8 protein-coding genes and 1 pseudogene are annotated in these 13,492 nt (G+C 37.6%); 5 read left to right on the top strand and 4 right to left on the bottom strand.

Features of this window, described 5'->3' with window-relative positions; genetic code table 11:
- Positions 1–6: 6 nt before the first annotated feature.
- The 4 genes from BN2628_RS06205 to BN2628_RS17535 all read right to left on the bottom strand — a co-directional run bounded on the left by BN2628_RS06205 (position 7) and on the right by BN2628_RS17535 (position 4,709).
- A complete protein-coding gene (locus BN2628_RS06205; RefSeq protein ID WP_055097110.1) occupies positions 7–1,047 on the bottom strand; it encodes a hypothetical protein in 1,041 nt (346 codons plus the stop codon).
- 7 nt (positions 1,048–1,054) lie between these two features.
- Positions 1,055–2,350: a PDDEXK nuclease domain-containing protein gene (locus BN2628_RS06200; RefSeq protein ID WP_055096533.1), complete on the bottom strand. Its 1,296-nt coding sequence runs from the start codon at positions 2,348–2,350 to the stop codon at positions 1,055–1,057.
- A gap of 71 nt (positions 2,351–2,421) precedes the next feature.
- Complete coding sequence (locus BN2628_RS06195) at positions 2,422–3,705, bottom strand: site-specific integrase (RefSeq protein WP_055097107.1); 1,284 nt, start codon at positions 3,703–3,705, stop codon at positions 2,422–2,424.
- 692 nt (positions 3,706–4,397) lie between these two features.
- Positions 4,398–4,709 (bottom strand): hypothetical protein, encoded by a 312-nt coding sequence (locus BN2628_RS17535; protein ID WP_021931347.1) that lies wholly within the window; start codon positions 4,707–4,709, stop codon positions 4,398–4,400.
- A gap of 595 nt (positions 4,710–5,304) precedes the next feature.
- On the opposite strand from BN2628_RS17535, the gene clpP reads away from it, so the two are divergent.
- The 5 genes and pseudogenes from clpP to BN2628_RS06165 all read left to right on the top strand — a co-directional run bounded on the left by clpP (position 5,305) and on the right by BN2628_RS06165 (position 13,492).
- Positions 5,305–5,973 carry an ATP-dependent Clp endopeptidase proteolytic subunit ClpP gene (gene clpP / locus BN2628_RS06185; RefSeq protein WP_044230295.1) on the top strand — a complete coding sequence of 223 codons (669 nt, stop codon included), beginning with the start codon at positions 5,305–5,307 and terminating at the stop codon, positions 5,971–5,973.
- A gap of 33 nt (positions 5,974–6,006) precedes the next feature.
- Positions 6,007–7,245 (top strand): ATP-dependent Clp protease ATP-binding subunit ClpX, encoded by a 1,239-nt coding sequence (gene clpX / locus BN2628_RS06180; protein WP_021931345.1) that lies wholly within the window; start codon positions 6,007–6,009, stop codon positions 7,243–7,245.
- 208 nt (positions 7,246–7,453) lie between these two features.
- Positions 7,454–9,593: pseudogene (recQ, locus tag BN2628_RS06175) on the top strand (DNA helicase RecQ).
- Between the two features lie 252 nt (positions 9,594–9,845).
- Positions 9,846–11,321 (top strand): IMP dehydrogenase, encoded by a 1,476-nt coding sequence (gene guaB, locus BN2628_RS06170; protein ID WP_021931343.1) that lies wholly within the window; start codon positions 9,846–9,848, stop codon positions 11,319–11,321.
- Between the two features lie 215 nt (positions 11,322–11,536).
- The gene (locus BN2628_RS06165) at positions 11,537–13,492 is read left to right on the top strand and encodes a peptidylprolyl isomerase (RefSeq protein ID WP_055096531.1); all 1,956 of its coding nucleotides are present in this window, start codon (positions 11,537–11,539) and stop codon (positions 13,490–13,492) included.

Raw genomic sequence — 13,492 nt, 5'->3', positions numbered from 1 at the left:
TGCTACTTATTTAAATATGAGTTTCATTTCTTTGGCAAAGTTTTGGTTGCTATCGCTTGGAAAATCAGAAACAGGCTCTTTGTATTTTGACTTGTAATAACTTTCCTCAATGCCCAACAGTTTTAGGATGCTGTCTTTCCATTTGTCCTTTTCCTGCTTTGGGAGCTTTTCGCACATCAGGAATATCAGATAGCACACACGTATTTTCTCTCTTGCTTTGATTTTCAGCTTGCAGTTGCAGGATTGTAGGTTCATGTTGGCATAAAAATCCGGTGCGGAAATTTCTTCAAACTGTTCTCCCACACAAATTTCGTGAATGGAAGAAAGCAGCTTCATACTGAAATATTCGTGTTTTTCTTCACTTGAAACTGTTTCTTCTTCCGTTTCCTGTCGTACTTCCTGTTTATCCGGCTCGTTCCGTTTGGCTTCTGTGTCCGGAATATATTTTTCCAGTATCTCCAAGAAATGAAAACTCAACTGATAAATATCCTTACAACGGTTCTTCATATATTGGAATGCCTCTTTCCTTGCTGCCTTTTGCTGGTCATAGAGTTCGTTCAGTATGGCTCTTTCCTTGTCATATTCAGCCTTGCAGCGTTCATATTCTTTCTCCGCCTGTTTTTCCTCTTCGGCAGTGTGTTCCCTGTAGCCAATGGAATCATACCTGTTGTTGGCTTCATTCAGCGGCTTGCTCAGACTTCTTGTAACATCCAGTTGGGATTCAATTTCAAGGGAATACCTTTCCATGTGCAGATAACAAACACGTTCTATCGCGCTGTCACTTATGGGGTGCGTTTCATAAGCTTGTATGCTCTTTTCTATTTCGGTTTTCAGGCTGTTGAGTATCAAGGTGTATTGTTCTTTTTGCCTGTCAAGCACCAGTTCAAGGATGGCGGCTTCAAAAGACTTTGTGTCACTATACTGCTGACAGAAATCCGAAATGAATTTCTGCCTGTCAAAAGAGAAGGCGTGATTATCTATATAGTCCCTGTATATTCTGTTGAGTTCTCCGTATAGGGGAATCATCGTCTGTATCTTGTCTGCCATAGGTGTTTTACTTTTGTTTGTTCTTTTCATTGTCAAGAAGCATCGTCAGTTCTTCTTCCACCTGTTCTATGCTCGGCAACGCAGATTTCAGATTTTCGGGTACTGCCTTGCTAAGCTGGTAGTCACTGATGCCGATAGGCTGGTCATAGCCTGTCAGCGCATACTGTGCTACAATCTCATCCTTGCCCTTGCACAGCAGCAGCCCGATGGTCTTGTTATCGTTCTCTCCCCTCAGTTTGTCATCCACCACATTGATGTAGAAGTTCAACTGTCCTGCGTATTCCGGTTTGAACGGGGTAGCTTTCAGTTCTACGACCACATATGCATGGAGCTTGATGTTATACAGGATTAAGTCGGCATAGAAATCGCTGTCGCCAATCTGGAAATGCTTCTGTCTTGCGACAAAGGCGAATCCGTTGCCCATCTCCAACAGATAACGGGTAACGTGTTTTACCAATTGTTCTTCTATGTCCCTTTCGTCCGCACGTTCTTTGGCTCCTGCCAAGTCAAAGATGTACGGGTCTTTCAACAGGTAATTGGCAAGGTCGCTTTGAGGTGCGGGAAGCGTGGCGGTAAAATTGTTGACCTTGTGGCTGTTGATTTGCCGTTCATACAGTTTACTTTCAATCTGCATTTTAAGGACATTGCTGCTCCAACCCATTTCCACGGATTGCTTCATATACCAGTACTCCACACCCAACGGAAGCGAACTGTTGAGCATAATCACATGGCTTGCCCAATTGATTCGTGCCACAGGTGACGCCAGAAAGAGTTTTTCCATGTCCTCAATCGGCATCCGGTAAACGGCGGCTACTGTCTGGGCTACATCCTGAATTTGTGCAAGAGGTTCTTGCACAATTGTAACTCCCTTGTTGTCTGATGATTGTATTTGCGCAAGAGGTTCTTTCGTAGATGAAACATTGTTCAGGCTTTGGATTTCATCCGTGATTTTCTGCACACTGGGAGTAATCAATTTTGCATCGGTTTCGATGAAACTCCGTAATGCACCCAATGGGTATGAGCGTGCGAACTGGCACATATAAGCCAAGTTCCTGACCGAATAACCTTTCTTTTCGGGATAATTGAACCGTATCGCCTGCGCCAGTTTCTTGATGACCTTGCCGCCCCATCCTTGCAGGTTTTGATGGTACAATATGTAGTTGCCCATCTTCCAGTAATGGAACAGCATCTGCGCATTGGCTGCACTGATGAGCCGGACTTGCGCCTGCTCTATTTCTGAACCGATGGCACTGACGAAAGCCTCGAAACTTCTTTTCTCTATATTGTTATCGTTGTTGCTCATTGTGTTATATGCTTTGAAAGTCACAAAGGTAAGCCAAATTACAGGCTTTCCATGAAACTTGCTAGTTGTTTTTATAGTTGGTTGAATTTGTTCATCGCACTGGCTTTCACATCATCGGCGATGTCTATGTAGGGTTTCATCGCCTTGTAGTCGCTGTGTCCCGTCCATTTCATGACCACCTGAGCCGGAATGCCAAGAGCCAAGGCATTGCAGATAAAAGTTCTTCTTCCGGCATGGGTGCCCAGCAATGCGTATTTGGGTGTAATGGTGTCTATGCGCCTGCTCCCTTTATAGTAGGTTTCACTCACAGGCTCGTTGATTTCGGCAAGCTCGCCCAATTCCTTCAAATAATCGTTCATCTTCTGGTTGCTGATGACAGGGAGAGCCTTATGCCCCTCAAACTCCACATCTTTATATTTATCCAATATCGCCTTGCTGTGGTTGTTAAGCTCGATGATAAGCCTTTCGGCGGTCTTTACGGTGGTGATTTCTATATATCCGTCCCTGATGTCGCTTTTCTTCAGGTTATGCACATCTGAATACCGGAGTCCGGTGAAGCAGCAGAACAGAAAGACATCCCTCACCCGTTCCAGATATTGCTTCGTTTCGGGTATCTGATAGTTTTTGAGTTGGTTCAGTTCTTCCCATGTGAGGAATATCACCTTTTTCGGGGTACTTCGCAGTTTAGGATTGAAATCTTCGTAGGCATTGTTCATGCAATATCCCTTCTTGGTACACCAGCGCAGGAACCATTTCAGATAGGCGACCTGTTTCATGATGGATGTATTCCGCATGTCTTCGGTGTCTTTCAGGAAATTCACATACTTTGTCAACTTGGGTTCGTCCAACGATTCAAAAGTCAGCCCTTTGTCAAACTTGTCAAGGTGCTTCCTTACTGCGGCAAATTTCTCATAGGTGGCATCAGACCAGCCGTTTTGCGTGCCGCACTCCTTGATGAACTCGTCAAATACCTCCAAAGGGAGAAACACCACCGGGGCTTTCTCCTCTTCCTTTTTCCCATCGTGCAATCTGTTGAATGCATCCTTTACCTGCTCGGTAGTGGGCATGAATCCCTGCACCTCGAACTCCTTGAAGATATTTTGGATTTCAGTGTAGTATTTCAGCAAGTCCGCATTGATTTCCGATGCGCTTTGCTTCAGCTTGTTGGTGCAGCCGTTCTTTACCCGCTGTTTGTCGGCATCCCATTTGGCGACATCTATGCGGTAGCCCGTTGTGAACTCTATACGGTGGCTGGCGAAAACCACGCGCATACGAATGGGGACATTCTCCACGATTGGTACTCCGTTTTTCTTGCGGCTTTCCAAAGCAAAAATGATGTTTCGTTTGATATTCATAATTGGGTGCGTTTGAAATTCAACACCCAAATATACACCCAATAATTGAAACAGCAAAAGGTATTTAATGATATTTAATAATATAGTAGATTTGTAATAACTTGATTACTATCAGTATATTGCAATCTTATGAGATTTCTTAATTGTATAAGTTAAAGTCCCGTACGCACCGCGAAAATTAAAAGAAAAAGTTCTGAAATTTTTAAATTTCAGAACTTTTTCTTTTTTCCATTTCAATAAAAGATACGAGGTTTAAAGTAATTTTCATGAGACTTATTCATGAGATTATTTGAAGGAGTAATTTATATATATTTTTTACTAAATCCAATTTACCATAACTTGCTTTAATGGCTATTATAGTTGTACTATAATTTTTTTGTAATTGTCTGCCATTTTTTTGTCTGTGTTTATAAAATTTGAGAGCCCACCGGCAACAAATGGAGTTCGGTAACCTGCATACAAAGCAATACTATCTGTATATTTTGTGATATTTGCACTAACCTTTTTCATTTTAATATAATGATTTCACATAGTTATTCTTTTATTATGTTTATTTGAAATTATTTCTCTTGATTTCTTGTCTATCTTGATTATGTTTATTGTGTGCTTTCCAATAGGTATAAATCTATATAAAAACCACATATAGAAAAATATGGCAATAAACCTTTCAGTATATTTCAGAAGGTTTATTTTTATTTTAGAGTTATAAGTACAACCCCGTTTCTTTTTCCTTTTTCTCCATATCTTTTCGCAAGTGTAGTATCTTTAACAACTGTTATTGTTGCTATTTTATTCCTATCAATAGCTGATAGTATATCTAATGGTAGTTCATGTCCGTTTACAACAAAAACAGCACTGTCATTTGTATTTTCTGTTATTCCTATAATGTTTGTGGACAAAGAATCAGCTTTGTTATTAGAATAGCTTTCTTTCGCCTTTTTACCATTTGTACAACAAAATATAGTTGCACAAACTCCAATACAAAATAACATTTTTTTATTCATACATTTAACTCTTTAGGTTTGTAATTCTATTTTTGTATATTTTTAAATGTTTTTTATCTATCATTCAACTATTTACAAATATAGTAAAAGTATAATATTTTTTACCATAGAATTATATCTTATATCCTTTTTATAGTTTGTTTTTTCCTTTTTGGGTGCGACTTACTTCGATTATGACAGTAGCTCCTTTATATTTAGGAAATAGTTTATTCAGATGTATTAAGTCATTATAATGGAGATTTTATTGATATTGTATTTGACTTATTCCACCATTATTTAATAATTAATTATTAGTTTTTCTTCCTTTAAATCAGTCGAAAAATTATTCAAGTTTTTGAGCTTTTGCTTAAAATGTAATCTGATTCTTTAATATATTACTTTGTTTTATACAAAATATTTATTCAACATTTCTTAAAATATAAATGTTATAAAGATATGTGCTGTTTTGAGAATGGTTATTGTTAGTTACGGACAATAATCGAATAATAGATATGAATATTCTTTATCAGCGTAAAATTTATTTGTATGTTTGATAAAATTATTTATACCTTTGTTTGAGAAAAATAATATAGATTTTAATTGTAAACGAAAAATTATGACAAACGATTTTAGAAAGTATGCGACCAAACATTTAGGAATGAATGGTCTCGCTTTAGATCAATATATGGATATATCCAGTAGTTATATTTCTCCGACGATTATAGAAGAGCGTCAGTTAAATGTGGCCCAAATGGATGTGTTTTCTCGCTTGATGATGGACCGTATAATATTTTTGGGGACTCAAGTTGACGATTATACTGCCAATGTTATACAGGCTCAGTTGCTTTATCTTGATTCTGCAGATCCGGGCAAAGATATCTCAATTTATTTAAATACTCCGGGTGGCAGTGTATATGCCGGTTTAGGAATATATGATACGATGCAATATGTCGCAAGTGATGTATCGACTATTTGTACCGGTATGGCTGCTTCTATGGGTGCGGTTCTTTTAGTTGCAGGTACTAAGGGAAAACGCTTTGCTCTTCGTCATTCTCGAGTAATGATTCATCAGCCTATGGGGGGGGCTCAGGGCCAAGCTTCTGATATAGAAATTACAGCGAGAGAGATACAGAAGTTGAAAAAGGAGTTGTATACTATTATTGCAGATCATTCAGGAAATATGTATGAGAAAGTAGAGAAAGATTCAGACCGAGATTATTGGATGACTGCTGCAGAGGCAAAAGAATATGGTATGATAGATGAAGTGCTGGTACGGAATAAATAAAAAGAAAAAAGAAAAGATACCGGAAAGAGAATAATGGCAAAACAAGAGAATAAATGTAGTTTTTGTGGCAGGTCAGAGAAAGAAGTGAATCTGTTAATTGCCGGACAAACAGGATATATTTGCGATACGTGTGCTGAACAGGCGTATCTGATTACTGAAGAAGCTTTTGGAAAGAAAAAGAAACAGAATTCGGCTCTGGGTTTCACTCAAAAAGATTTGCCCCGGCCACAACAAATCAAGAAGTTTTTGGATGAATACGTGATTGGACAAGATGCAGCTAAACGATTTTTAGCTGTATCGGTGTTTAATCATTATAAACGATTATTACAAAATCAGACTGCGGACAAAGACGATGTAGAGATTGAAAAATCAAATATAATCATGGTCGGCCCTACCGGGACAGGAAAAACTCTGCTGGCTAAAACGATTGCTCGTATGTTGCATGTGCCATTTACTATTGTAGATGCTACAGTTCTTACCGAGGCCGGGTATGTAGGGGAAGATATAGAAAGTATTCTGACCCGTCTGTTGCAGGTTGCAGATTATAATGTTGAGGCTGCGGAACGAGGAATCGTGTTTATTGACGAGATTGATAAGATTGCCAGAAAGAGTGATAACCCGTCGATAACTCGGGACGTCAGTGGAGAAGGTGTACAGCAGGGACTTCTTAAGTTACTTGAAGGCTCAGTTGTAAATGTTCCTCCTCAAGGGGGACGGAAACATCCGGATCAGAAAATGATTGCCGTAAATACAAAAAATATATTGTATATATGCGGTGGTGCATTTGATGGTATAGAGAAAAAAATAGCTATGCGGCTCAATACTCGTGTTGTCGGGTATACTGCAGGGAAAAAAACGGCAGAGATAGATAGAGACAATTTATTGCAATATGTATCGCCTCAGGATTTAAAATCTTTTGGATTGATTCCTGAAATAATCGGACGATTGCCTATTCTTACTTATCTCGAACCGTTAGACAAAAAATCTTTACGTCGTATTTTGACAGAACCCAAAAATTCTATTATCAAGCAATATGTAAAGTTGTTTGAAATGGATGATATCAAGCTCACGTTTGACGAAAGTGCTCTTGATTTTATTGTAGAGAAAGCGATAGAATTCAAGTTGGGTGCGAGAGGATTACGCTCAATTGCTGAAAATATTATGATGGATGCTATGTTTGATATGCCTTCTTCTGACGAAAAGTCTTTGGTGATAACTAGAGAGTATGCAGAAGAGAAGCTGGCGAAAACAAACATGTTGACTCTACATTAAAATTGGTATTTTTGTAAGAAAATATTGGTTTGTAAGAAATCAATGTTGTATATTTGTTTTTCAAGATTGTAATAATAAATTTTATACGTACTTAGAAAAAAGAGTAAAAATAGTTGGTTATTTTGCAGACTTGTTTATAAATTTGTTATAGTCCAAAGTTTAGTGCGGATTTTGATATTGATATTTACGTTGTTAATCACAGAATTGCATGACTAAAGAGATAAACCTGACAGAAGAGCTGAAAAAATATTTCGGTTTTGACACCTTTAAGGGTAACCAAAAGGCAATTATCGAAAATTTGTTGGCGGGTAAAGATACATTTGTATTGATGCCTACCGGGGGTGGTAAATCGTTGTGCTATCAGTTGCCTTCTTTATTGCTTGATGGTACAGCGGTAGTTATTTCTCCTTTAATTGCTTTGATGAAAAATCAGGTAGATGCTATGCGCAATTTCAGTGAAGAAGATGGCGTAGCACATTTTATAAATTCATCTTTAAATAAATCTGCAATCGACCAGGTTAAGACAGATATTCTGTCTGGTAAGACTAAATTATTGTACGTTGCTCCGGAGTCCTTGACGAAGGAGGAAAATATTGAATTTCTTAAACAAGCTAAAATCTCGTTTTATGCAGTGGACGAAGCGCACTGTATTTCAGAATGGGGGCATGACTTTCGTCCTGAATATCGTCGTATACGTCCCATTATTAATGAAATAGGATCTCATCCGCTGATTGCTCTTACAGCAACAGCAACACCGAAGGTACAACACGATATTCAGAAAAATCTGGGAATGACCGATTCTGCGGTTTTTAAATCGTCGTTTAATCGTCCGAATTTATATTATGAAGTACGTCCCAAAACCCAAAATGTCGATAAGGATATAATTCGTTATATCAAGAATCAGCCGGGAAAATCTGGTATAATCTATTGTTTGAGTCGGAAGAAAGTAGAGGAGCTGGCTGAAACTTTGAAAGTAAATGGGATAAATGCTTTACCCTATCATGCCGGAATGGACTCTGCTACACGTACTCAAAATCAAGATGCATTTTTGCTTGAGAAAGTAGATGTAATTGTAGCAACTATAGCTTTTGGTATGGGAATTGATAAGCCTGATGTGAGGTATGTGATACATTATGATATACCGAAAAGTCTTGAAGGATATTATCAGGAGACTGGGAGAGCCGGACGTGATGGAGGTGAAGGGCAGTGTATAACATTCTATATGAATAAGGACCTGCAAAAGCTTGAAAAGTTTATGCAGGGGAAACCCATAGCCGAGCAAGAAATCGGGAAACAGCTATTGCTTGAAACGGCAGCATATGCTGAGTCGTCAGTATGTCGTAGAAAATTGTTGTTGCATTATTTCGGTGAGGAATATAATGAGGAAAATTGTGGAAATTGTGACAATTGTTTAAACCCAAAGAAACAAGTGGAAGCTCAAGATTTACTTTGTGCAGTTATTGAAACTGTCGTAGCATTAAAGGAAAAGTTTAAAGCCGATCATGTGATCGATGTTTTGTTAGGAAAAGAAACAACAGAAGTGTTATCATATCATCAGGATGAACTCGAAGTATTCGGGTGCGGACAGGGTGAAGAAGAGAAAACGTGGAATGCCGTAATACGGCAAGCTCTTATTGCAGGTTATCTCGATAAAGATATTGAGAATTATGGTTTATTGAAAGTGACTAAAGCGGGATTGGCTTTCCTTAAAAAGCCTGTTTCATTTAAGATAGTGGAAGACAATGATTTTGAAGAGATAGAGGAAGAGGTTCCGATGAAAGGAGGGGCCTCATGTGCTGTCGATCCCACATTATATTCGATATTGAAGGATTTACGGAAAAAGATTGCAAAGAAACTAGAACTTCCTCCCTATGTCATATTTCAGGATCCTTCATTGGAAGCGATGGCAACGACTTATCCGGTAACGATAGAAGAGTTGCAGAATATTCCCGGAGTAGGGGCCGGTAAGGCAAAACGTTACGGAGAGGAATTTATTAAAGTAATCAAAATTCATTGTGATGAGAATGAAATAGAACGTCCTGAAGATTTGCGAGTTAGGACGGTTGCTAATAAATCTAAATTGAAAGTTTCTATAATACAAGGTATAGATCGTAAAATTGCTTTAGATGAATTGGCCGAATCGAAAGGATTAGAATTTTCTGATTTATTAGATGAGGTAGAAGCTATAGTATATTCNGGATGAGGACCATATTGAAGATATATTTGAGTATTTTAAAGAAGCTGATTCCGATAGTCTTGAAGATGCCATTAATGAATTAGGTAGAGATTATACAGAAGAAGAGATACGTTTGGTTCGTATCAAGTTTCTTTCGGAAATGGGTAATTAATAAAACTATAATAATTGAATGTGGGGGAGAAGGCACTGTTTTATAAGTGCCTTTTCTATTTGTACAATACTTTATTGTGAAGAATGAGCAATTTGAAAATAGATATTCTATTTTTGTAACTGTCGATTTTACTTTTTGAGGGTAATGTATGGGTGAAATCTTAAAAAAATGAGAAAAATTTTCCGGTCGTATAAATATTCATTAAAAAAATAATTATCTTTGTACGCAATAAATTTTTAACACCTACCTCATATGTCATTTATTGCAGATAAAGTTGTTATGGATGGGTTAACGTTTGATGATGTATTGTTAATCCCCGCTTATTCCGAAGTCTTACCGCGTGAAGTTAAACTTACTACCAAGTTTTCACGAAATATTCAGTTAAATATTCCGTTAGTTTCTGCTGCTATGGATACGGTTACAGAAGCTCAATTGGCTATAGCAATTGCCCGTGAAGGAGGAATTGGAGTTATACATAAAAATATGTCGATAGAAGCCCAAGCCAAGCAAGTACATTCTGTGAAACGTGCAGAAAACGGTATGATTTATGACCCGGTAACGATTAAAAGAGGTTCTACAGTAAAGGATGCCCTTGATCTGATGAGCGAATATCATATAGGAGGTATTCCTGTAGTTGATGACGAGCGACGATTAGTAGGTATTGTGACCAATAGAGATCTCCGTTTTGAGAAGAACTTGCGTCGTACTATAGATGAAGTGATGACTTCTAAAAATTTAGTTACAACGAATCAGTCGACTGATTTACAACAGGCCGCTGATATATTGCAAAATCATAAAATAGAAAAGTTGCCGGTTGTAGATAAGAATGGAAAATTGATAGGGTTGGTTACTTATAAAGATATAACAAAAGCAAAAGACAAGCCTTTTGCTTGTAAAGATAAGTTGGGACGTTTGCGTGTTGCTGCTGGAGTAGGAGTGACTGCTGATTCGATGGAGCGTGTTGCAGCCTTGGTAGATGCGGGAGTTGATGCAATAGTTATTGATACAGCACATGGCCATTCTAAAGGTGTAGTATCTGTTTTGAAACAAGTAAAGGTTGCCTATCCTCAGATTGATGTAGTTGTCGGTAATATTGCAACAGGTGAGGCTGCCCGTTATTTGGTGGATGCCGGAGCCGATGGTGTAAAAGTCGGTATTGGACCGGGTTCTATTTGTACGACACGTGTAATTGCAGGAGTGGGGGTTCCCCAATTATCTGCGGTTTATGATGTAGCAAAAGCCTTAGAGGGTACGGGTATACCGTTGATTGCTGATGGGGGTATCCGTTATTCAGGAGATATTGTTAAGGCTTTAGCCGCTGGAGGATATTCTGTTATGTTAGGTGGTCTGTTGGCCGGAGTAGAAGAGTCTCCTGGTGAAACGATTATTTATAACGGACGAAAATTTAAATCATATCGTGGAATGGGGTCGTTAGAAGCTATGGAAAAGGGCTCGAAGGACCGTTATTTCCAAGCAGGTGAAACTGATGTAAAGAAATTGGTTCCTGAGGGAATTGCTGCACGAGTTCCATATAAGGGTTCTTTATATGAAGTGATTTATCAGATGGTGGGAGGATTACGTGCAGGTATGGGTTATTGTGGTGCTGCTGATATAGAAGCTTTGCATCAGGCTAAATTTACCCGTATAACGAATGCCGGAGTAGCAGAGAGTCATCCTCATGATGTTACAATTACGAGTGAGTCTCCTAATTATAGTAGTAGGGCCTAATAACATAAGATGAGATTTTTGTGCGTATATAAAAAACACCAAAGTCTATACTATTAAAATAAGGACAGATAAATACACTAATTTATCAGAATAAATATAATTTTCTTATATTTGATTCGTTAAATTAGTGTATTCTTTTTGTAGAATACAAGATTGTATGAAACAAAATGAAATTGAAATATATCATTTATAATTGTAGAAAACGATAAAAAACGATGAAAAACAATTGGTTATTAGTATCGCTTTATGTTGGTTGTTCGTTGGCTTGGCCCGGTTATAGCCAGAACGATGATCCTGAATTAATGAAAATAAATGGAAAAAGTATTAAACGATCTGAGTTTGAGTATATTTATAACAAGAATAATCAACAGCAGATAGATAATAAGTCGTTAGACGAATATGTAACATTGTTTAAAAATTATAAGCTCAAAGTTGCTGAAGCTGAGGCTAATGGCATTGATACAACAAAAGCTTTTATAAATGAATTGGCGGGATATCGAACTCAGTTAGCTCAACCTTATTTGGTGGATAGTCGAGTTGACGACCGTTTAGCTCATGAGGCATATGACCGTTTGAAAGAAAATGTAGAAGTAAGCCATATTTTGTTTAAAGTAAGTCCGGGAGCTTCTTCTGAGGAGAGGGAAAAGGTCTATCAGAAAGCCTTTTCTGTATTAGAGCGTATTCGTAAAGGTGAGGATTTTACGAAATTAGCCAAGCAATATTCTGAAGACCCGTCGGTAGTAAATAATGGTGGGTATTTAGGTTATATTACCGGTTTTATGACTGTATATCCGTTTGAAACGGCTGCTTATAATACACCTGTAGGTTCTGTTTCAGAACCGGTTCTTACGTCCTTTGGATATCATTTGATTAAAGTTTCTAATCGTAGGCCAGATCGTGGGGAAGTGCTTACTTCTCATATTATGATTATGGTTCCGGCGAATTCTTCGAATGAGACGAAGAAAGAAAAAGAGTTAAAGGCGAAAGAGATATATCAGGAAGTAATACAAGGTGGCGACTTTGCTAAAATTGCTAAAGAAAAATCAGAAGATAAAGCTTCTGGGCAAAGAGGAGGAGAGTTACCTTGGTTTGGAACAGGGCGTATTGTAAAAGAATATGAAGACGCAGCTTTTGCATTAAAGAATAAGGGGGATATATCGGAACCCGTATTGTCACCTTACGGATGGCATATTATTAAATTGCTTGATCGTCGCTCTATAAAATCTTTTGAGGAAATGAAACCAAATATTATGCGGCGTATTTCTCAGGATGAGCGAGGAAATCAAGGTCAGAAAGCTCTTATCGAAAAGCTCAAAATTGATTATGGATATACTTTAAATACAGTTGAAAAAGTAAAACTTGAACAATTTGCAAAGACTATGTTTCCGGCTGATTCCCTATTTATAGCAACTGTTAAAAATAATCAAGCTTCTTTGTTTTCATTGGCAGGAAATGATTATCCAGTGTCTGGGTTTGCTGATTATATGAAAAAAATGCGTAGAGGAAATGCTTCTATTGATGCAATAACATATCTGAATGATAAGCTTAATGCTTATATAGATAGCCAGATATTGAAATATGAAGACTCTCAATTGGAAAATAAATATGCCGATTTTCGTAATTTAATGAATGAATATCGGGATGGAATGTTACTTTTTGAGATTAGCAATCGTGAAGTTTGGGATAAAGCAGCTAAAGATGAGGACGGTTTAGCAAAATATTTTAAAGAAAATAAAAAAGCTTATGCATGGGATAAGCCCCATTATAAAGGATATGCTGTTAGTTGTATAGATAAAGATGTGGCAAAGGCTGTAAAGAAAAGAATGAAGTCATTACCTGCTGATTCAGTAGTTTTTTATATTAATAAGGAATTTAATAACGATAGTGTTACTTCTGTTAAAATAGTGAAGGGACTTTATGTTCAAGGAGATAATAATATTGTGGATAAACTGATATTTAAAGATAAAAATGCTGCTATAGATGAGAAGTTGCCGGTTATATTTGTTTCAGGTAAGAAGTTGAAAAAGATGCCGGAGTGTTTTACCGATGTTCGGGGACAAGTTACCGCTGATTATCAAAATTATCTTGAGAAGTTATGGGTAGACAATTTAAATCGAAAATATCCGGTTGAAATACATGAAGATGTTCTAAAAACAGTTAATAAGCATTAG

The organism is Gabonia massiliensis, assembly GCF_001403595.1.
Lineage (GTDB): Bacteria > Bacteroidota > Bacteroidia > Bacteroidales > Coprobacteraceae > Coprobacter > Coprobacter secundus.
This window is presented reverse-complemented; position numbering and strand designations above follow the sequence as displayed.

What these genes read in the sequence shown, in the direction of transcription:
- BN2628_RS17535 (WP_021931347.1), bottom strand. Translation starts at nt 4,709, where the DNA reads ATGAATAAAAAAATGTTATTTTGTATTGGAGTTTGTGCAACTATATTT.
- BN2628_RS06205 (WP_055097110.1), bottom strand. Translation starts at nt 1,047, where the DNA reads ATGGCAGACAAGATACAGACGATGATTCCCCTATACGGAGAACTCAAC.
- clpP (WP_044230295.1), top strand. Translation starts at nt 5,305, where the DNA reads ATGACAAACGATTTTAGAAAGTATGCGACCAAACATTTAGGAATGAAT.
- BN2628_RS06195 (WP_055097107.1), bottom strand. Translation starts at nt 3,705, where the DNA reads ATGAATATCAAACGAAACATCATTTTTGCTTTGGAAAGCCGCAAGAAA.
- guaB (WP_021931343.1), top strand. Translation starts at nt 9,846, where the DNA reads ATGTCATTTATTGCAGATAAAGTTGTTATGGATGGGTTAACGTTTGAT.
- BN2628_RS06200 (WP_055096533.1), bottom strand. Translation starts at nt 2,350, where the DNA reads ATGAGCAACAACGATAACAATATAGAGAAAAGAAGTTTCGAGGCTTTC.
- BN2628_RS06165 (WP_055096531.1), top strand. Translation starts at nt 11,537, where the DNA reads ATGAAAAACAATTGGTTATTAGTATCGCTTTATGTTGGTTGTTCGTTG.
- clpX (WP_021931345.1), top strand. Translation starts at nt 6,007, where the DNA reads ATGGCAAAACAAGAGAATAAATGTAGTTTTTGTGGCAGGTCAGAGAAA.